13 protein-coding genes are annotated in these 22,211 nt (G+C 52.6%); 2 read left to right on the top strand and 11 right to left on the bottom strand.

The window, feature by feature from the left end; all coding sequences use genetic code 11:
• The first annotated feature begins 490 nt into the window (after positions 1-490).
• Positions 491-1,732 carry a DUF4861 family protein gene (locus tag RIC19_RS21025; RefSeq protein ID WP_350180338.1) on the top strand — a complete coding sequence of 414 codons (1,242 nt, stop codon included), beginning with the start codon at positions 491-493 and terminating at the stop codon, positions 1,730-1,732.
• Between the two features lie 27 nt (positions 1,733-1,759).
• Positions 1,760-3,163 (top strand): Gfo/Idh/MocA family oxidoreductase, encoded by a 1,404-nt coding sequence (locus RIC19_RS21020; RefSeq protein ID WP_350180337.1) that lies wholly within the window; start codon positions 1,760-1,762, stop codon positions 3,161-3,163.
• Between the two features lie 140 nt (positions 3,164-3,303).
• On the opposite strand, the gene RIC19_RS21015 is transcribed toward RIC19_RS21020, so the two are convergent.
• From RIC19_RS21015 to RIC19_RS20965, 11 genes are all read right to left on the bottom strand, one after another.
• Positions 3,304-3,675, bottom strand: coding sequence for a hypothetical protein (locus RIC19_RS21015; protein ID WP_350180336.1), 372 nt, complete (start codon positions 3,673-3,675; stop codon positions 3,304-3,306).
• A 115-nt stretch (positions 3,676-3,790) separates the two neighbouring features.
• Positions 3,791-5,890: a beta-galactosidase gene (locus RIC19_RS21010; protein ID WP_350180335.1), complete on the bottom strand. Its 2,100-nt coding sequence runs from the start codon at positions 5,888-5,890 to the stop codon at positions 3,791-3,793.
• 5 nt (positions 5,891-5,895) lie between these two features.
• Positions 5,896-8,118, bottom strand: a complete 2,223-nt coding sequence (locus tag RIC19_RS21005) for a hypothetical protein (protein WP_350180334.1) — start codon at positions 8,116-8,118, stop codon at positions 5,896-5,898.
• 6 nt (positions 8,119-8,124) lie between these two features.
• Positions 8,125-9,231: an FMN-binding protein gene (locus RIC19_RS21000; RefSeq protein WP_350180333.1), complete on the bottom strand. Its 1,107-nt coding sequence runs from the start codon at positions 9,229-9,231 to the stop codon at positions 8,125-8,127.
• A complete protein-coding gene (locus RIC19_RS20995) occupies positions 9,216-11,006 on the bottom strand; it encodes an FAD-dependent oxidoreductase (protein WP_350180332.1) in 1,791 nt (596 codons plus the stop codon). The genes RIC19_RS21000 and RIC19_RS20995 overlap by 16 nt, the downstream gene beginning before the upstream one ends.
• Before the next feature lie 10 nt (positions 11,007-11,016).
• A complete protein-coding gene (locus tag RIC19_RS20990; protein WP_350180331.1) occupies positions 11,017-12,147 on the bottom strand; it encodes an alpha-L-fucosidase in 1,131 nt (376 codons plus the stop codon).
• Positions 12,148-12,172: 25 nt separating this feature from the next.
• Positions 12,173-15,502 carry a VCBS repeat-containing protein gene (locus tag RIC19_RS20985; protein WP_350180330.1) on the bottom strand — a complete coding sequence of 1,110 codons (3,330 nt, stop codon included), beginning with the start codon at positions 15,500-15,502 and terminating at the stop codon, positions 12,173-12,175.
• Positions 15,503-16,071: 569 nt separating this feature from the next.
• Positions 16,072-17,616, bottom strand: a complete 1,545-nt coding sequence (locus tag RIC19_RS20980) for a RagB/SusD family nutrient uptake outer membrane protein (RefSeq protein WP_350180329.1) — start codon at positions 17,614-17,616, stop codon at positions 16,072-16,074.
• 66 nt (positions 17,617-17,682) lie between these two features.
• The gene (locus RIC19_RS20975) at positions 17,683-20,976 is read right to left on the bottom strand and encodes a SusC/RagA family TonB-linked outer membrane protein (RefSeq protein WP_350180328.1); all 3,294 of its coding nucleotides are present in this window, start codon (positions 20,974-20,976) and stop codon (positions 17,683-17,685) included.
• 43 nt (positions 20,977-21,019) lie between these two features.
• A complete protein-coding gene (locus tag RIC19_RS20970) occupies positions 21,020-21,280 on the bottom strand; it encodes a hypothetical protein (RefSeq protein ID WP_350180327.1) in 261 nt (86 codons plus the stop codon).
• 132 nt (positions 21,281-21,412) lie between these two features.
• Positions 21,413-22,012: an RNA polymerase sigma factor gene (locus tag RIC19_RS20965; protein ID WP_350180326.1), complete on the bottom strand. Its 600-nt coding sequence runs from the start codon at positions 22,010-22,012 to the stop codon at positions 21,413-21,415.
• Between the last annotated feature and the right edge of the window lie 199 nt (positions 22,013-22,211).

Genomic DNA, 22,211 nt, shown 5'->3' with positions numbered 1-22,211 from the left:
TCAGGTTTACATTTTTCATAGGTAAAATATTTATCGGTTAATTAAGAAATACAGTGTTAGGTAGCCTGGTAAAGGGCAACAAGGAGACAGAACTCTTGAAGTCTATGTCTTCAAAAAGCAGCACTTAGCAGACCAATTGGGTAACCGAATCAACGCGAACGCAGAACTGAAGCGGAAGCAAAACATCCACCTCGAAGAAGGGAGCGAACGGGTGCGTCCGGATTTTTGGTAAGATAAGGGATTTTGGAATAAAGTGCAATGTCAATTTATGTAAAACGCTGATAAGGCTGCTAAATGACATAAAACCCGAAACAAAGAAAGTCATACGCCCTCAACTGCACAGGCACCACTTCAAGATACGCAATACAAGCGCAAAAAGGTTACAAAAGCCCCTTGCAGGCTACCCTCCCAGAGAATGGCCTGTTTTTTTACCGCCATTCCAATCAGGATGAATATTTTTAGGAGCAAACTCACCAAAACCTACCGGAACATGCGGATCCCACCTTTTTCTTACTTATGCCTTTTCAGTGTCGGACTTGCCCTGAGCCTGCTCAGCAGCTGCGGGGCTGATCAAGCGACCGAAGACGGCGATTACTATACCGTTGCGGTTTCCAATCCGGAAGCCACCACGTTTAAGGATGCGGGCTTTGAGGCCGCTATCCCGGAAAACAGTGCGCCAGGATGGGCGCTTTACGATGCCGGGGCTGAGGCCTGGCTGCCCGCACAGCAGGATGACCTGGATGGTGATGGCAGACCGGAAACTTTATTCTTCCTGGCAGACCTGAAGGGCAAATCTTCCCGCAGTCTCGCCTATCAGCCAGCCCCAGACTCCTTTGAGGCCTCCCAACGTTCGCAGATCGTCTTCAAGGTGCAGGACCGCCCCTTTGCCCCGGAAACCGCCCGGGAAATGCTGGCGGATTATACCCAGCGGGAAGCCCTGACGGTGCCCGGTGATCTCACCCCGCAGAATATGTGGGTCATGTTTGAAGGCCCGGTTTGGGAAAACGACCTCGTGGCCTACCGCTTTTACATGGACGACCGCTTCCGCACCGATATTTACGGCAAGAAAGTCCGGGACATGGTCATGGATACGGTGGGCTGGGACTACCACGACCTGAAGGACTGGGGCTCCGACATTCTCAAAGTGGGCAACTCACTGGGTATTGGCAGCCCCGCCATCTGGTACCAGGAAAAAGCCTATGCCCTTTCTAAAACCGCAAAAAAAGACATTAACATCATTGCCAACGGCCCTTTGCGGAGCATCCTGCGCGTCACCTTTGAGGGGCTGGAGGTGGACACCTTCCGGCTGGACCTCACGGTAGACTTTGAAATACAGGCCGGCCATCAGTGGACGGAGGTGCGCATGCAGTCCAAAACCCCGCTGCCGGACGGGATGCAATTTGCCACCGGCATCGTCAAGCATACCGACCAAATCAATGCCAAGCGGTACGATGGCGTACAAACCTACTACAACTGGGACAATCAGTCCTACCACGGGCAGCAGCTCGGCTTTGCCCTCATGGCCAAAGAAGCACAGGAACCCATACTCTACGATAGCGAACTCGACCACCTCATGATCCTCAATGCCAGCAACGAAGCCGCAACCTACCGCTTTATGGCGGTTTGGGAAGAAGACCCCATGCAAATACGCGGCATCCGGGAATTCCGGCAACACCTGGAGCAGGAAGCAGCACAGTGGGGGGCAGCCCTGCAAATGAAAAGTAATAAATAGTGTAAATTATCCAAAACGACTCAGACTATGCCAACCGAAATCAACCGAAGACATTTCCTGACCATGCTCAGCAGCCTTTCAGCGGGCACTGCCGTGGCGGGCAGCACCCTCTGGAGCCCCATTCTAAAAGGTGAAAAACTGAAAATCGCCCTCGTGGGCACCGGCATCCGCGGCATCACCTTCTGGGGGCGGCGGCTGGTGGAAAAGTATTCCGATATCCTTGAATTTGTGGGGCTTTGCGACATCAACCCGGGCCGGCTGGAGTTTGCCCTGAAGGAAATGCAGGTGAGCTGCCCGACCTACGCCAATTTCGAAAAGATGGTGCAGGAAAGGAAGCCCGACCTGGTGATTGTCACTACCAAAGACTCCAACCACCACGAATTCATCATCAAGGGGCTGGACATGGGCTGTGATGTGCTCACGGAAAAGCCCATGACTACCGATGAATTCAAATGCCAGGAAATCATTGACGCCGAGCGCCGGTCCAACAAGAACCTGATCGTCGGTTTCAACTACCGCTGGAGCCCGTACATGACCAAGATCAAGGAACTCCTGATGGAAGAAAAGATCGGCAAGGTGACCTCGGTGGACTTCAACTGGTACCTGAATACCTACCACGGGGCATCCTACTTTCGGCGCTGGCACGGGCTGCGGCAGGCGGGCGGTACACTATGGGTGCACAAAGCCACCCACCACTTTGACCTGCTCAACTGGTGGCTCGATTCGGACCCCGAGGAGGTCTTTGCCTACGGCGACCTGGAGCACTACGGCAGCAACGGGCCCTTCCGGGGCAACAATTGCCGAGATTGCGAACATACGGACAAGTGCGCCTTCCACTGGGATATTACCAAAAACGAATTCCTGACCAACCTCTACACCAAAAACGAGCACCACGACGGGTACATTCGGGACAACTGCCTGTTCCGGGAGGAGATCAACATCTACGATAAAATGTCGGCACAGATCAAATACGCCAACAATGTCTTCGTGAATTACTCCCTGACCACCTACTCCCCCTTTGAGGGCTGGCGCATTGCCTTCAATGGCACCGACGGCCGCCTGGAAGCCTGGCAGGACATCCCCTATGTGGAAGAACAGGACGTGAGTCAGGCTGAGCTGCACGCACAGGAAATGAATCAGAAGGCTGGGGACATTTACTACAAGCCCCTCATTACCCACAATTTATGGAGTGACTACGAGCGCATCATGGTGGGCAATGAACGTGGCGGCCACGGCGGTGGCGACAAGCGCCTGCATGATAAAATCTTTGTCCACCCGGAAAAAGAAGACCCCTACGAAAGAGCTGCAGGCGTACGCGATGGCGCCATGTCCGTATTGATTGGCGTAGCCGCCCGCAACAGCATTGAATCCGGCCGGCCGGTACGGATCGCCGAGCTGACGGACCTGCAGCCGCGGGCAAAGCGGATTTAAGACTTTTTTAAAGCTACAATAAGAGCGGGCATCCGAAGGGTTTCGGATGCCCGTTTTGGGTTTGGTCCTTGCAATCCCACAACACTACCTGATTTTCACCACGCAGCCATTAGACACAAGGATCATCCTGAGAATGAGGCTTACTGACGCGTAAACGTCACATCCACCCCAATAAAGGTCACTACAATCTCATCGCATTCGTTGCTGGTTACATCGAATTCAGAGGAGAAGGAGGCACCACCGTCTGAAACGGTCACTGTAAGGGTCATTCCACTGGCCACATAGGTTTTATCGGCAGTGGAAGAGCCACCGACAACGGCGTCATTGGGGTCAATCAGCGTACCATCTGCCTGAAACTCCACCACATCATTGGTGGTGGACACTTCCCATTCGCCTACGATATTCTCGGAAAGCGCAGGAGCCGTGCAGTTATCATCATCGTCGTTACAGGCAGAGAACACAAACAGGCTGGAGAGCAGCATTAACAACAAACTTCTTTTCAATAAAGTCATAACAGAGCGTTTTTAAAACGGTTAATATTTTTTTTGCGATCGCGAAGATAAGTATAAGTCGTCATTTTATATACTTTACACATTGCTAAAAGTGTGTAAAGCCCCAACTCCTATCCTACTCCCTCCAAACCGTCACGCCCCCCGGCTCCAACTGCCGCCCGCCCAGCAGCACCTCCGCACCATCCGGCACGGGCGCTTTCACGGCCTTTGAACTGTAGTTGACGGCAATGTAAACGCCATCCCGCCATTCGGTGAAGACGTAGGGGGGCAGATTGAGCATTTCAGCCCCGGCTTTGCCAAAGACCGACCGCAGTACTTCATACTCCAACTCCCAGTTGTCCGACCATACGCCGGTGTAGGTCACGCTGCCTGCGCCCAGATCGCGGGAAACTATGGCCGGTGCCCCTTTGTAGTACTCGCTATCGTGATTCGCCAGTACCGTTGTGCCTTCCATCGGTGTCAACACATCGCCCCAGATATGCCAGGGATAGGTATTGTCCCCCATGCTTACCTGTCCGGGATATTTGGCGGGGAGGTGGTCGTAGTATTCCACCCGGGCTCCAATCAAATTCCAGATGGGCTCCTGAAGCAGGGCTTCCCAAATATGGCTGTTGTTGTCTTTCGTGCCAGTGCGCACACTCAGGATCAGGTGGCCGCCTGCCCTTGCATAGTCTTCCCAGATTTTCACCTGCGCCGGATCAATCATATGCGCGGCGGGGACGACCCAGAAAGGATATTCCTCAGGGTCAACCGCTTCACCGGGGCTGACGAAGGTAACCGGAGCGCCCAGTCGCTTCAGGTTTTGGTAATAGGTATAGTGGTGCGCCCAGCTGTCCCAGTCACTATGGTGGGGCTGATTGCCCAGGCTCCAGAGGTTGTCCTGCTCCCAGTAAAAGGCGGTTTTGCGGGTTTTCAGCGCGACAGGCATGGTAGCATCAGCTTTCAGGTCGCCGTTTTTCGAGAGCTGTTGCAGCTCTTCCATAAACTGCACGTACTCTTTCCCGCCACGGGCTACCGTCACCCCATCGGTTTCCATGACGCCTTTGTGGGTTTGCTCACCGCCAAAGAGGGGCTGCCGGAACCGGTAGGTGCAGATGAATTCGTCGCCCAACCCGAAGGCGTGCCACCCCCACATGCGCACCGCACCGGGCAGGGGCTGCGGATTGATGCCCCCCCAGTTGATTTGGCCGGGCTGCAACTCCATGATGCCGGTGTAGCCATTGACGGACTCGGCAAATTCCTGGGAAAAAGCCAGCTCAAGCCCACTGCCCAGACGATGGGCAAGGGGACCGCCTTCATCGCTCAGGAATCCGCTTGTCAGGTACATGGTGTGGGCAGCGAAGTCAAAGTCGTCCCGGTTCAGAAAAGGGTCTACGGAAGGCAGGAATTTAAAATAGGCGTAGTTGGTGGTTACCCACTGCCGTTCGTCCACCAGACCCTTGAGCAGATCGGCCTGAAAGCGCAAAGCTTCGGCCAGTTCATCGGCATTAAAGCGTTGAAAGTCGAGCAAGGCATGAGGGTTCGCGCCCTGTGGTGCCCGGTTTTTATTGGGAATTTGGACCTGCTCAAAGTGGTTGTAAGTTTGGCTCCAAAAAACAGTGCCCCAGGCGGCGTTGAGGCTGTGGACATTGCTATACTTTTCTCTTAACCAGTCCTGAAAAGCCCGCTCGTGCCCCTCGGAATAGTCATACAATACGCCATAGTGCGGCTCATTGTCGACCTGCCAGCCCCAGATGCGCTCGTCCTGCCCGTAGCGTTCCGCCAGCTCGCGCACAATGCGCTCGGTGTAGTAGCGGTAAGTGGGATGGTTATAGGACACGTGCAGACGGCTACCGTGGTGCTGCGTCAGCCCCTGATCATTGACGGTCAGGATTTCGGGGTGCCGCTCGGTAAGCCAAGCGGGGGGCGTGGGCGTAGGCGTGCACATGATGACTTTGAGCCCGTGCTTGTCTGCAAGGCCTACCGCTTTGTCGAGCCATTCAAAATCAAACCGCCCTTCCTCCGGTTCCATCATCGCCCAGGCGAATTCTCCAAAGTGGGTAAACTGAAAGCCCAGCTCTGCCATTTTGCCCAGATCGCGGTCCCATTGGGCTTCGGGCCAGTGCTCCGGGTAATAGTAAGCCCCCACCGGCATGGGGTGCCCAAAATCATAGGGTTGTGCCGGCAGCAGGCTGTAGCCAAAAATCAAACACCATACAAGGCATAGCTTTTTCATTTCCCTTAGTCGTTTTTCTCGTTTAGCAATTCGTAAACCGGCTGCCCGTCCCGGAAAAATACCCGGTAGCCGGCTGTGCCGTCTTCCATTTCCATCACGCCGTCTTTGATCCGTACGTAGGGGCTGTCGTAGACGGCACCCCCGGCCCAGTTCTCAAAGTCCAAAGGGGTGCCGTTGATGCGCCCGTATGCCTTCAGGCGGTCGGGGCGGTAGGTCATCTCCAGCTTTTCGCCGAGGGTAGACTCGTAAGTGATGGTATTATTCTTTTTTAGCCGCTCTGTTTCCAGGTCCGCCTCTTTTAAGCTAGCCAGGACGGCATTCAAATCCGGATGATCTGCTCCTTCCAATACCTCAATTGCGTACCCGGACTGCTGCCCGGTGACGACCAGAACGATGTATTGCTCCAGTACGGTTCGCCAGGTCTTGTCCTTTACTTGCGCCACCGCTTCCGCAGAGGCGTCAATCATAAAGTAATCAGTCCCTACGGGCCAGACCGCCACCCAGGTATTCGGGGCTTTCCAAATCAGCTGCCGGTCGGTTTCCTTTGCCAGCTCCACTTGTTTGGGAATGAGCAGCCAGGAGGCAGCGCTGTATTTCTTTTGCTCCCAAAAGGCTTCCAATTCATCTTCAGCGGGTGGGCTTACCGGTTGTAAGGGCTCTGTGGCGTACTTCCAGCGGTTGGCCAGCTCAAACTCACGGGCCTGTGCGCTGTCGGGCAGATGCCAGGGGTTAATGCGTTGGTCAAAAATCTGGAAGTCCGGATGCTGTTTTTCATCCAATTCGGATGGAGCGGACAGGAGCAGGAGGGTGTTTTTGCTGTGCAGGGTCTGCGTATATGGACTGTGCCCGGAGGTCGTCAACCGCAATGGCTGACCACCGGTAAAGCCCAGCGGACCGTCCTCCCCTTGCACCATGAGAGACCAGACCATCTGCTGATTGGGATTGTCGACGATGCTCATGTACACATTGCCCAACCCGAATGTGTGCGACCGGTAGAAAGACTCCTGAAAGCCATTTTTGCGGTCCATGTGGTAAAACGGGCGCGTCATGCGGGCCTCGTAGGGCAAGGCTACTTCTCCTCTTGCGATCCTCGAAATGATGGCATTGGGCCGATAGCCCGTTGTAGCCTGATGCACGGTGGTCACTGCTTCCGACATATCGCGGCTGACGTCATCGAAATACCCCCAGAACAGCTTTTCCATTTTGTCGGGCTCGCCTTTCGGCAAATAGCCGCGCTTCATCCCACCAGCGATATGCCCGTCTACCAGCTTCAGGGCAGTGGTGGCAAAGTAATAGTCGAGGGTGAATTTCGCCAATGCCCGGTCCTCCGGCTTTTGGGCAAAATCATAGAGGTTCATATACCCTTCGATGGAGTACGGGTAGTAAATCTGGGAGTCGTACTCTCCGTTGCCGGTTTGCAGCATGCGTTCGGCGTAGCCGGTCAGAAAGCCTCGAACCCTGGTTTCTGCTTCCGGCAGCTCGTAGCCGGAAATTTTAGCCCCTTCGGGCATCCACTGACTGTAGACCAGGCAGGAAGTTCGCCACATCGTTTTATGGTTTTCCGTCCCCCCGTCAATGGTATTGCCGCCGAGTAAAGTCCCCTCCTCTCCTACCAAATCGTGTGGATGGCTCATTGGCGCATATTCCCGGTACCCATCGGAAGGGCGGCGGGTTTCCTCATAAGTGGCTACAGCTTGGTGAAAACGGGCTTTCCAGTCCTCTCCCATTTCATCCGCCAGATAAGGATAAAACCGCGCCCAGTTGGTGCAGGCAAAATGGTACTGCTGCCGGAGATTGCCGGGAATGCTTAGAAATCCGCGGGCAAGTACATCACCAGGATGGAGCAGCAGCTGCGCCGTAGCCGATTGTAATTCGTATTTCAGGGGGTCGCCCCCGAAGGCAGAAATTTCGCCGTCTTCATTGCGTGCCTTTGGGCCGAAGTAGCCGGTATCTCCCTGCTGATAGGCCCTGCCGGTATAAGGCGAGTAAATTGTTTCGCCCTTTACCGCCCAGGTTTTTACTGGCAGCCCGGTGTCCGGGCATTTGGAGTTGGCCAGGCTGCGTTGGGCAAAGCCTTCGGCAGCAATACGGGGCAGCATGGGGGCCATGCGCATTTGCAGTCCGGTCTCATCGGGGTAGCTGTCGACGGACCAAAGGGCGGACTGTGCAGGCAGTAGGCTGCCTACTGCAATTAGCAGGCATAAGCTGAGTAGGATTGATTTCGTCATAATTGTTTAAGGCGTCTTCTGAACTTCTAAAAATCGTTCGATGAGATAGGCGTAGGGGTAATTTCGATTGTGACTCGCTTCGGTCAATTGATTCGCGACATCCGCTGGTAGTTTCCGGTCTTCCCAGAAAGACAGATAAGCCTTTAGCTGATTTTGGGTCATCAAATGATAATGGGGCAACAAGCGCAGTGCACTGCCTTCCCCGGCTTTTTCCAAACCGGTAATAAGCAGGGTCCTGCTGTTGACATCCAGTTGCCCAAAGGAGCCGTACAGCTTTTCCTGCCAGAGTTCTTCCGCCCAGTATCGGTCCGGCAACTGCTTGAGCATTTTTGTCCGGAACAGCGGGCTGCTGCCGGTAAACAATTGCAAAAGACGAGTGGAGTACGTGGCGTAATCTGAATCCCTTAGCTGCTTCAGGGCATAAAACTGATAATCAGCCCGGTCTGAATATAGAAAACGTTGCTGCATTGCTTCGTCCCACAGATTCGGCAACGCTACTTTGATACTATCATCAGCGGTACCGTGCACCAACTGCCAAATGGTATAACAGGAATACAGCGCTCCCTCCACTACGGCATCCCTAATAGCTTTTTTAGTTGCCCCACTGACCGCATCCACTTCCTCACCTTTATAAGTGACCTGCTTCTCCGGTTCGGCATTCGGATCGAAAAGGTCTGACAGTTTTTTCCTGCGGAAAACCGCATTTTTATTGAGCAGCAATTGGTGCAGCTTTTGATAATCAGCTTCTTCAAACAGATCGTGGTCGTACTTAGTGAGGGGGTCGCCCTCGTACAGTCCGTAGCCGATATAAGCGCCCAGCAGATTCCAGTAAATCGCAATTCGAACGGGCTTGCAGATGCCATCAATACAGACCGGGGTTTGCACGTCTGCGTAGTACAGGCGAGGGGCGCCATCGGCATCCCGGCATAGTTGAACAGGGTGTTCCAGTTCATGCTGTGGGTCGAATACACTGAATGCCTCTTCCGTTGACCGGATGCCTTCGAAGGCTTCCGGCATACTGGTATGCATGGCAACGGGCAGTGGGTCCGGGGCCAAAAATACACCCGGCCACAACAGGCAATAAACCAGAAAGAAAATCAGGGCCTTGTCCATTGCTGCGATTCGATTAAGCCCCATAATTCCTCCAGATGATCGGTGTAGATCGCTCTGGGTTTCACTTCGTGTTTGATGCAGAGTGCAGCTGCGTGGCCTACTGCTGCGCCCATCTGACCAGTGGTGCGCATGACTCTTGGTCCGCCCAATCCAATATGGGAACAGCTGAAGCAACGCCCAGCCATAAACAGGTTGTCGATATTTCTGGAGTACAGACTGCGGTAGGGAATGTAGTACCGACCGGTGCGGTAAAAAAGGGCTTCTGATAGAAAATCCGGCTTCTCTTCATGCCGCAGGTTCCGCTGATAATGCACATCCACGGCCCGGTCTTCCATCACCACGGAATCAGGAAAGGGGGTATTATTGACCACATCCTGAAAAGTGAAAATATGATCGCCCAGCAACCGGCGGGATTCCCGTTTGCCCAGCAGATAGGACACCCAGGTCAGCTGATAGTGGCTGTTTTCCGGGAGTGCCTTGGCATTGGCAAAGGAGCCGTAGATGGCTTTCAGCAGATGGTCCCGGATTTCCTCCCCATCTTCTATTTGGTGGAGATCATTACGGGAAAACTCCCAGTACCATTCTCCGGCCGTAGCTTCATGTGTCCGGGCTACAACCTTTGCCCAGGGTTGTTGAGGAAAATCGGTCGCCTCCTCTCCTTCGTGGGTTTGCCAGAGAATGGAAGACCCCATAACGAAGTTGTCGGCTTCTTCAGGGCTCCACAGTTCGCCCCACTCGTCCCATTCTTCATCGTATTTATGGACACTTTCTCTTCCATAGGAATACGCTGCCCCCGCCCAGTAGCCAATCCAGCCATCGCCGGTGGCATCGACAAATAAGGGGGCACGGAAGCGCATGCGCTCATTGGTCGCCGTATGCCGGGCGTCCACGTATTGAATGGTGCTGTCTTCGGATGCCGCATCGTAGGCCCGCCAGTTGAGAAAGAGATCAATGTTTTTATAGGCCTTGACGTTTTTATCCCGCTTCTCCTGATCCTTTTTGGCTTCCGCAGAGCCATTAGGGTAATGCTCGGTGTCCAGCAGGCGAAGAATGCGTTCAAATTTGCCGTAAATGCCCAGGGTGTGCACCCGGATTTCACTGCTGGCATTCCCGCCCAGCACCGGCCGGTCGTGAATCAGCGCGACTTTTAAGCCTTGCTCGGCTGCGCCGATAGCAGCAGCACAGCCTGCAATACCGCCGCCGGTTACCACCAGGTCATAGGATTTCTCACTTTCCGGAGCCAAAGGTTCCTGATGCATTTGGCGGCGCCATTCGGCTAGTTTTTTGCCGTAACCGGGCGGTGGCACCTCACCCTGACTCAGGAATATGGCATCGCAGCGGCCATTGAAGCCGGTCAGATCGATTAATTCCAGAGTGGCTGTCCCAGTTGAAAGTTTGGCTTTGCCGGCGTACGCCCAGCCCCAGCCGGGATTACGCCCCAGTGTATCAGACAGCGCTGCGTCATTTACTGTTAGAAGGAATTGCCCGGGTGGTGACCAATTGCCGGGTGCCCAGTTCTTGGTGCGTGCCCAAAAGTGATAGGTTCCTGATTCATTAATTTCAACTTCGGTGCGGGCAGGGTCCACCGGCTGCCCCATGCCATGCGCCATCAGATAGGGCGAGCCCATTTGCTGCACGAACTGCGGGTCGACCACCCAGCCACCGGGAAACAAAAAGCCTTCGGCTTCCAGCAAAATACCTTCCTGTGCGGTGCTCTGAAACACGCTGCTGCAGAACAACAACGTAAATATCCAATATTGACAAACGTTTTTCATCGCTCGGTTTTTAGATTCGTAATCCTTTCAGTGTCTGCTCATCCACCTCCCGCAGCAGCCCCTGATCACTTGGGCCTACGTTGAGCAGCAGGTTGGCTTCCATTTTTTGGGCCACACTCAGGTAGTGCAAGATTTTCTTTTTTTCGAGTACCGATTTATCCCACTCGTGCCAGAACCAGTTGCCGGAAGGGAATTTTTTGTTGCCTTTGGTGGACATCGTAGTTTCGATCTGAAGCGGCAGATAGCGGTCTTTGCCCAGCCAGTTCCAGACTTTTTGGTCTTCCGCCACTTCGGTGTACTTCTCACCGCTTCGGATATCTACCGGGTGCAGGGGCACGCCAGGGTAAGCGGTGGTGGAGTTGTTCATGACCAGGCAATCCGGTTGCAGGCTTTTGATGAACTGATAAACGTGATCCATCTGCCAGCGGTAGGCCCCCTCCATGCGCCAGGCCTCAATGAATTTCTGATTGCGGGCGGCGTTGAAGGCTTGCTTTTCGGCCTCGCCTTCCAGTTCCTTATTTTTCTTTGACCAGCCGGTCTGCTGTTTTTTCCAAAACCCGTCAAACCACATTTCCACGATGGGGCCGTAGCCGGTCAGCAGTTCTTCCAACTGCCGCTTCATAAAATCGATGTAGGCCCACTCGTCCGTGTCATGGCTTTTCTCATGCCGGTCCCAGAGGGAGTAGTAAAAGCCAACCTTCAGCCCGTGTTTTTCAGCTGAATTGACGACTTCTGCCACCAGGTCGCCTTTCCAGGGCGTTGCGCTGACGGAATATTTTGTTTGCTTCGTGGGCCAAAGACAGAAGCCATCGTGGTGCTTGGTGATGAGCACAACATACTTCATACCTGCTGCCTTAGCCGTTGCGCACCACTGATCAGTATCCAGTTTGGTGGGATTGAATTTGACCGGGTCCAGGGTGCCGTCGCTCCACTCCGTGTCGTAGTAGGTATTGATGCCAAAGTGAATGAAGAGCCCGAAGCCCATGTCCATCCAGGCTTGCTGCGCGGCGGTGGGCTGTACCTCCGGATCAGTGGTTGAAAGGGGGAATGTATGGTTCGTTTGCCCATTCACCCAGGCCGGGAGCGCCATCGCCCCCAGTCCGGAGGCCGCTATTTTTTCCAGGAATGATCTTCTTTCCATTGCTTTATTTTGAAAGGTTTGGCGGCTACTGCAAGGCTTCCCTGAGCAGCAGCAATTTCACAGGCCCATCGTTCTGGCCAACCAAGACCGCCGTTTTGCCCTGATACTGCAAAGGAGCCAGCGCTTTGACATCGCCGGGCAGGAAAATGCCGCTTTCGGAGATGGACTGTGTTGTAAAATGTCCCTTACCGTCCCCCAGCATTAACAATCCGTTGCCGGCATCTGCGCGGGCGGTCCGGTACTCAAAGCCGTAGAGGTTGCCTGCTATGATTATGTCCATCGAACCATCCCCATTGTAATCGTCTATGGCCATATCCATTATCGGGCTGACCTGTGCCGGGCGGGGCAAAGACCGGGCTGAAAACTGCCCGTTGCCCTTATTTTCGAGGTAAAGGCTGGCAAAGGTTTGCGCCTCGACCTTTTGGGCTTTCGCCAATGCATCCGATGGAAATATTTCCTGCATAGTCGCCCTCGCATAATCGCTATAGGAAGGGTAAGCTTTCTTAATACTGATGAGCTGCTCCTGCATGACGTTGCGCCCGTAGAGTGGATACGCTTTGCCGTCGTAGTGATAAGCTGGAACCATATCAACTGTGCCGTTGTCATCGAAGTCGGCAGCGTAGATTGAGAAAGGGGCTTCCTGGCTGGCTTTAAACCGGTGATTAAGCCCGAGGTTGCCGAGGAGGTAATCAGTGTCGCCGTCCCCGTCAAAATCGGCCCCATCGAGGCTGAAGTACCAGCCACTGATCGCCTCAAGCCCGGTGGAGGCAGTCACTTCTTTGAAGTTGTCGCCTGCCTGCTGGAAAAAGCGCGGTGCCATCCATGCCCCAACCACGAGAAGGTCCAGCTGCCCGTCGCCATTAAAGTCCGACCACAGCGCATCGGTCACCATGCCATAAAGCCCTTCCGGGGCGAGTTGTGGAGTGGCATCCGTGAAGCGCCCCTGCCCATCGTTTTGCAGGAGGTAGCTCTGCGCACCCCTAGGATAAGCGCCTGGCGTTTGCCGTCCGCCTACAAATAAATCGACATCTCCATCTCCATCGTAGTCCGCAGCGGCGACCGGGCCATTGCTGCTACGCAGATCCGGTAGTGCATCTGAAGCGCACGTGAATGCGCCCTGCCCGTCATTCAAATACAGCCGGTCCTGATAGTATTTGGAGCCGATTTCGTATTCATTGCCACCGGAGGCAACGTAGAGGTCCGCATCCCCGTCCCCATCTGCATCAAAAAAAGCCGCGCCACCGTCTTCGTGCAGGCGCTCATCGAGCCAGGGGTCGCGTACCTGCTGGAAAGTGCCATTTGGTTTTTGCAGATGGAGGGACGCGGGCAGCCCCTTGGCCCCGCCCAGGAAGTAGTCGTCCAGCCCGTCGCCATTCACATCGGCCACGGCGAGGATGGGCCCCAGGGCGGACATTTTGTGGGGCAGGAGAAATTCCCGTTTGAAGTCGTTGAAATCGTTTTCGGTGTGTTTTTGGTTGAGGTCGGGGCCAGCTTCAAAGACTGTAGCCAATGGTGCGGGAGATGAAGCTGCGGCTCCTGCTGATTTCTGGTCGACCTTCAGGGTTTGATTGGGTGGTACATTTTCCAAAGTGGTGACTTTCCCATCGGCCCATTCCACCTGTACCCTTACCGGGGCATCAGCGGGCAACCCAAAGTGCAATACCGGCTCCACGGAAGACTGATACCCACGGATGGGATACTGCTGCTGCAATTGCGTGGCCTCACCGGAAGTGACCCGGACTTTGGCGCCCCAGCCAAATTTATTTTTACCCTGCCCCTGCAGTTCAATGCGCAGGAAAGGGCCTTCAGTCTTTTCATTTTCGAAGACAAAGGCAGGGGCGTCGATGTTGTTGACCACCAAGTCCAGATCGCCGTCTTGGTCAAGATCAGCATAAGCGGACCCGGTAGAGAAGGAAGGGATGTTTGCGCCCCATTGCTCCCGGACATCTGTAAATTGCAAATCACCCTCGTTGCGGTAGAAGAAGTTGCCCACTTTTTCGGAAGGCATAGTCTGCAGCATTTCCACGAAGCGGTCTTCCGGGAGTTGCCCATTGGCACCGATGTATTTGGCGAAGCGCTTGTCGATGTTGTTGATGAAGTCGAGATTGAGGACATCCTTGCGCAGCCCGTTGGTGATGTACAGGTCGGTCAGGCCATCGTTATTGAAATCGGCTGCCAGCGGTGCCCAGCTCCAGTCGGTCTGAGCGATACCCGCCAGCTGCGCCTGATTGCTGAAGGTGGCATTGCCGTTGTTGATATTGAGGCTGTTGAACATGTATTGGTAGTGGTAGCCCTTATCCACAAAGTCCCAAAACTTTTCGTAGCTCAGCCCGGCGAGATTGGCGTGGCGGCGGTAGTGGTCTTCGGCGGTCATGTCCACCACCATGATATCTAGCAGTTGGTCGTTATTCAAATCGGTGATCGTATTGCCCATGCCGAAGTAGGAAGTCTGACGAGCCGCCGTTTTAATGCTTTCCCGGAAAGTGCCGTCGCCCTGATTCCAGTACAGATAATCGTGCTCAAAGAAGTCATTGGACACGTAGATATCGTCCCAGCCATCCTGATTCAGGTCGCCGATGCCGACACCCAGCCCGTAACTGTATGCCCGCTCCAAAATACCAGCTTCTTTGGTGACGTTGGTGAAGCGGTCGCCATCGTTACGGTAGAGCTTATCTCCCGAGTACTGATCAGGAGCATTGGACACCTTGCCCTGTGGGTCGCGCCCGTAAAAGTTGATGCCGTGGTTGGCGAGGTACATATCGAGATCACCATCCTTGTCGTAATCAAAGAAGTTGGCCTGCACGGAGTAGCCCGGGTCGTTTAGCCCAAACAGGGCCGCACGCTCCTTGAAGGTGCCGTCCCCTTTATTGATGTAGAGGAGGTTCATGCGATTGGCCAGCTGCAGATTACCTGAGCGGCAGAGGTAAATATCTAGGTGACCGTCTCCATTGACATCCACCATGCTAATACCCGTATTCCAGGTGGCTTTGGCAGGCAGGTCGAGCCCGGCGTTTTTGGCTTCGCGGAATTTCATCCCTCCCTGATTGAGGTACAGGCGGGGCGCAGCGGTATTGGAGGAAAAGCAGACATCCGGCCGCCCGTCCCCGTTTACATCGCCGATGGCAACGCCACCCCCGTTGTAGAAGTACTGATAACGCATGATATTGCGGTAGGCATCTTCCGGCAGGTTATTGGCGAAATCGATGCCGGTTTGGTCAGCGCTTAAGGAGGCGAATTCCGTTATATCATCATTAGAGGCTTCGGCTCCGGTATCTGAAGATTCGGAGCTATTGCATCCGGAAAGCAGGAGCAGGGTAATAAGGAAGCCCAAACCAATAGATAAACAGGATTTCATGAGTAAAAGGGATTGGTTTTTGCGCGCTGAGGTTCCCGCCTTCTCCGAGCGCCGAAGCTGATGCGAAGGCGTTAGGGGGGCAGGGGGCGTGCGGAGGCTGAAAAAATCAATCTCTATTGAAAAATGTCTAGTGTTACTGAGAAAGCCTTCGAAGGCGCGGAGGTGGATGGTGGAGAACATAGGCATTGGTTTTTTATTTGGTAGCCCAAAATAACAAGGAGGAAACTCTTATGAAAATACTTCGAGAACAAGGCTCGTACCCGGAGACTGACAAGCTACCCGGAATAGCTTTTGGTGGAACACGTAAAAGCGAAATCACAGCACACATTCCGTACCTACGGCACGGGTTTCACTGGGACTCCAAATTTTACCCACATAGCGTACCTAAAGGCACGCTATGTTATTTATGTTTCAAACGAAATTAACAGCTCAAAATAACAACAGCTGGGCTACAGGGCAAACGAACAGCACCCTATTTCATGAAGATGGGCTGACAGCAATGCCATCAGCCCATCAAAAATCTATCAACTAAACTCAAAACAATGAAGAAACTATCTCTTAGAGCTTATCTAGAATCCGTCGTTGAGTTCTATCTCAAAGTCAGGAATTTCTGAGTACAGCGGGCTATCCCATGGAATGGCGCTGCCACCACGGTCGCCGGCAGGTATGTCTACGCGAGCCCCTTGCAGGTACCAGAAGCGGTCCCCTTCGAAGGCCATTTCCTTGAAGCGCTCGTTGTGGATCGCATTGATCAGGTCGGCATCGCTGCCATCGTAGTCATCAAGGCCTGCGCGATTGCGGACACTATTCAGGTCGGCACGAGCTCCACCGTTATCGCCTGCATCGGCACGCAGGAATGCGCGCAGCAGTACGATATCTGCAAGGCGGAGGATAGGAAGATTGGTTAAACGATCCCCTGCCTTATAATATTTATCGTTCCATACGTAGGCACGCGTAGGCTCAAAACGAGGATCTTCACCGGCTGGCACGCGTATAAACAGCTGCTGGTAACGCAGATCATTAGCGGCATCTGCACTTTCCGTACCATCCTCATTCTGCCAGCCTGCTGATTCGAGGAATGCATCACTACAAACCATAAAGCGGCTACCATTGTCTTCTAATCCACCCGCACGTTCTCGACTGGCATTATACCAGGCAAAGCGACGTGGGTGCTTCCAGTTACTGGAGCCACCGAGGCCGTCACCAGCCCAGAGAGCATAGTACCAGATCACTTCCTTACCACGAACCGGCCCAGTCTTATTGAAGGCCTCAAGGGGCTCTTCCGAAAGATCATAGTCCCCCCCGTTCTCTTCGATAACAAAGTTAGCTTCAGCCAATGCTTCGTCGTACATCCCCATATGGAAGTACACCTTGGCCAGCAGTGCCGCTGCTGCAAACTTATTGGCACGGCCATCGGCATAGGCCTCTGGATGGATGGCGGCATCATAACGTTCCGGCAACAGCCTTTTAGCCTCAATAAGATCCGCTACAACAAAGTCATAGATGTCGTTGGCAGATCCAATAGCAGAAGACTTGGCCTCATCGAAGTTGGTGGCCTGATTGGTCCGGAATGGAAGGCGCGGTGTATCGTCGGGATACACTGGCGCGTAAATTCTGGCCAGGTAGTAATAGGCAAATGCCCTCACAAAGCGCAGCTCACCTTCTATCCGGTGGGTGGCATCAGGACCTTCCTCCGGGAAGGGTACCCCATCGTTAGCGGCGATAAAGTCTAATGCACCGTTGGCATGACCAATAGCAAAATAAGCATTACGGAAGATACCATTGTCAAACAGCCCAATACTGGTTCCCGGAGTGTTACGGTTGTACATGTCCTCCGTATCAACATCAACAGGAAAACCCTCCTCTGTATTTGCCAGATTCATTCCATCAGCATAAGCCTCACCGGCAATTCTGCCCGCAGAGAACATTACACGGAAACCGCCGTTGCCCGAAAGGGTATAGTAAGCACCGATTGGCGCTTTCTCCAGCTCTTCCAGCGACTGCCAGGGGGCCTCCGGCGGATTGGTCAATTCAAAAAAGTCTTCGTTATCGCAGCTGACCAGTCCAAGGACCAGCAGCGCTACAAACCAGTTTTTTATCTTAAAGCTTTTCATGGCTTATTGTTTTAATCGAAAAAATAAAAGGATCGGGGGATTGACTCCCCCGAAATCCTAGTGATCTTAGAAAGTAACATTCAGGCTAAAGTTATAGGACTTAATCTGAGGCAGCTGTACGCCTGCCCAACCCTGTCCGAGGTTACGGTCTGCACTTCCACCCAGGTTAACCACCTCAGGATCGTAGCCTTCATAACCCGTAATGGTGAACAGGTTATTGCCTGTAAAGCCAAGACGGATATTCTGCATGCGCAGAGACTCTGCAACACCTCGTGGTAAGTTATAGAAAAAGGACAGCGCACGCATACGGATAAAATCCCCTTTCTGTAGGTACTTATCATGAGCCTGACCAGATCGGCGAGGGTCAAATCGTACATTTTCTTCAATGGTGCCGTCCTCGTTAATCACATCGTAGCGCTGATTCCAGCTTAGCGCCGGGAACTCAGCATCATCACCCGGATTCTGCCAATAGTTGCCTACGATCTCCTCACGGTAGGGTTTGGCATCATTCACGTATACAGCACTTTCCCTGGCCACATCATAGATGTAGTTACCGCCGGAAAAGCTGATCAATGCGCTCAAGCTAAAATTCTTGTAGGTGAAACTGTTATTGAAACCACCGAAGAAGGTAGGAAGGCTGCTCTTGTCCGTCAAATCAAATAAGTGTCTCTCTAGATTGGAACGTGTAGCGGGAATCAGATTACCCGTTGCTATACGCTCGCCGGTTGCTTCGAACTGCTCCAAATCCATCTCTTCAATCAGCTCGTATCCGCCCTGAGGGTCTACGCCAGCATAGCGGGCCAGGCGGAAAAAACCGACCGGATCCCCTTCGCGGGTAACCAAAGCATTATTGTTCACATTGTAGATTTCGCCTTCTTCTCCTGTGAGGCGGGTAACTTCATTTTGGTTGGTCGCAAAGTTGATGCCCATTCTCCACTGGAAATCGCCACGGTCAATATTTACCGTGTTCAATTCCACTTCCCAGCCACTGTTCTGCATATCACCAACGTTATCCCAAATGGTAGGCCCACTGCTGAAAAGTCCAGAGGATTGAGGGATTGGCACTTGGAAAAGCATATCACGTACGTCCTGCACATAGTAGCTTACTGTACCGCTTACCCGGCCTTCGAAAAGTTCAAAGTCAGCACCTACATCATAAGCATCAGTGGTTTCCCAGGTTACGGCTGTATTGGCAATTGAGCTCAGGAGGTCACCTGCACCGGTATCACCGTAGCGGCCCCAGGCAGCATAGGTTGTAGCGGTAGCCTGCTGGCTGATGGCAGAGTTACCCGTCTGACCAAAACTACCCCGAAACTTCAGGAAGTTGATCACTTCGTTGTTGACCAGGAAAGGCTCGTCAGAGACTACCCAGCCCGCAGAAAGGGCCAGGAAGTTACCCCAACGGAAATCCTCCGTAAAGATAGAGGAACCATCGTAACGATAACTGGCACCCACCATATAACGGTCCATAAACTTATAGTTCAGACGTCCAAAGTATCCGCGGAAGTATTGCTCGCCACCGAAGCCCGCAGTAACACGCTGTACATCGCCTGGCTGATTCAATTCCTGCTGTGTACCGAAAAGCTGCTGCGCTTCGATGTTGCGGCGGCGCTGACCTTCTGTTGTAGATTCCGCACCGGCTGTAAGGTTAATAGCGTGCAAGCTGCCGAACTGACGATCATAGTTAAGATAAGCGTTATAATTAATACGCTGGAAAGTCTGAGCATTATCAAATCCATATTTACTATCCTCTCGGATGACGGTATTGGCCCATTCGATATTACTTGCGTGAAGGAAATCCGCTGCCAGTTCTGAACGGATAGACAATCCCTCAACAAATGGAATATTGTATTGCACGTTTACGCCACCGATTGCACGGTAAGTGTCCTGATCGTTGATGTAATTGGCCCGGTTCAGGTTAGCTCGTACATTTCGTCCGGAAAGCGGATCAAACAAAATAGGATTACCATTACGATCGGTTACTGTTGGATGGAATAAAGGAAGTACCGGAATAATGCCAGTATTAGCAAAGTTATACCCTCCATTACCGATGTTGGCATTTCCACCCGGGGAACCGCCGTTTGGTGCACGTTCCCGATTTACATAGCTGAGCTGGATACGGGTGCCGATACTAAGGTTTTCCAAAGGTTTGAAGTCAAAGTTGGAACGCAATGACATCCGCTCCATTAAATCTCCTACCAGAATACTCTCGTCCCGGCGGTAGTTACCGGAAATATAGTAATTCAGATTCTCAGTAGCCCGTGAGGAGGAAAGGTTGATGTCCGTTGAAGCACCTTGCCGAAGTACTTCATCAAAGTAGTTGACATCAGCAAGCTGATCGCGCGTTAGGACGGCATTGGGATCACGACCTGAAGACAGAACATCGTTGGGGTCAAATTCGGCAAGACCTGCATTTAAACGGGACTCATCCGCCAAAGCCAACCATGTCGGACCATCCACGAAACCAATTTCATTGGGTCCACGAACCACGTCAGAAATACCGTAGTTCACATTCAAGTCAAGGGTTCCTTTTCCACCCTTACCCGATTTTGTGGTTACGATAATTACCCCGTTTGCACCACGAGAGCCATAAACGGCTGTTGCAGCTGCATCTTTAAGGACTTCAACCGACTCAATATCATTAGGGTTAATCGTAGAAAGAGGGTTAAGTGGTGTTGCACCGCCGGCATTCCGGCCGAAGCCGTCGATTTCGCCACCACCCTGGCCACTCAGGATCATTCCATCGATAATCCACAGTGGTTCCGTACCGGAAAATAGGGAGTTTGTACCACGAATCAGTACCCGGGTGGGCGCACCTGGAACACCGGAGCTACCGGTTACCTGGACACCGGCTGCAAGGCCTTGTAAGGATTGGTCCATGGAAGTGGCGTTGAAAGCGGTAAGCTCCTTGCCTTCAATAGAGGATACCGCACCAAGCATGTCTCGCTTGACTTGCGTACCATAGCCGACCACGACTACTTCATCCAATACAGAAGCGCTTGACTTGAGGGTTACACTAATGTTGGTTTGCCCGTTCAGGGGCATTTCTGTTTTCTGGTAGCCAATGTAAGTGAATAACAGGGTCGCGTTATCATCGGCAACCGTTAATTCGAAGGCACCATCTACATCTGTGATCGTACCATTCGTTGGATTCCCTTTCTCAATGACGTTAACGCCGATAAGAGGCTCTCCCTCACTATCGACGACGACACCTTGGACTTTGACATCGTCCTCCGGGACGAAGTCAGCTAATATTTCATTTCCAGGGCTGTGAGCGGGATAGGCATCCCCCCTGGCTTGTACTGCTCCTGCACTGAAGCATAGCATCAGGCAGAGCAATGGGAGTGTAAAGCTTTTCATAAGCTAGACGGTTAGGTTAATGAATTAAATTTCAAACACTGAATTATACTCGGCCACTTGACCGAATCTTTCTTAAAAGATCTTCTTTAGTTTTTGATGATAGTGACTGGCTCTGATAATATTGACGCATACTCAGGATGGTACGCCTGGCATCATTGATGACGGCACCGGCATTCGCCAAATGACTTAAATACTGCTGTTGATAGGCTTCAATGGCGGTATTTCCTGCTAAAACAGCCTGCACAAACCGGTCATCGTGCAGCAACTGTTCGGTCGTTATCGGGGTGTTAGTATTCTTGGTCATGTTACCTGTAGCTCTGATAGAACTTGATTTATATAATCAACTTGACCAAAGGTTCTTATCAGTCAGCTATCTGTAATCAAAATAAAGTTGCTTTTTGAAGGCCTGAATGAAAATTAATGACCAAAAGCACCCTTAGTGACTGGCCAAAGCCACGCTTGCCTGTTGAACTTTCGGGTCGGCAAAGAGCTGCGACCGCAGGCGTTTCATGCCCCGGGAGGCATAATTGCGGGCCACCTGATAGGAGATTTTCATGATATCAGAAATCTCATAGTAGTCGAAGCCTTCAAAAAACCGCAGGCACAAAACTTCCTTTTGGCGGGGAGGAAGTTGATCAATTGCTTTTCGTACGTGTGCTTGCAGCGGCTTGCCCTCACCACCAACGGATGGTACAGGTACCTCTTCGCTCACGGGCTGCATAGACTGGTAACGCTTCTGATGCTTTTCGTGATTGCGGTCTGTGCTCAGGCTTTTGCGGATGTGGTTGCGCAGTGCGACAAACAGGTAACTCCGGATGTTTTTGACCTCAATAAGGCCTTTATCCCTTTGATAGAGTTTGCAGAAAATCTCCTGGATGGCATCTTCGACCAAAGCATTATCTATGGTCAGGTTGCATCCGTAAATGTACAGTCGGTCAGCAAAAGCAAGGTAAAGGTCTTCAAAAGCCTGATTGTTGCCTTCTAAGTAGGCCTCCCAATTGTTTTGGTGGACGTTGGATGTGTTTTGGTTTTCCATAATTCGGTCTAAGTGGTGAATTATCGAATTTGGTTTCTTTAATCGGTGTTTTACCGAACGATGACGTAAATCTAGCAATCTGTTTTCGTTTATGCAAGCGCTTGTACAACTTTTTATTTGCTTGAAACTCCATGAACAAATATCTGTTTGGCTTGTGTCGCTTATTTTCTAATAAAATTGATTGTTAGTGTAACATTTA

This window comes from Phaeodactylibacter sp., assembly GCF_040219495.1.
GTDB lineage: Bacteria > Bacteroidota > Bacteroidia > Chitinophagales > Saprospiraceae > Phaeodactylibacter.
The sequence above is the reverse complement of the archived record's forward strand: the minus strand, read 5'-3'. Positions and strand labels throughout refer to the sequence as shown.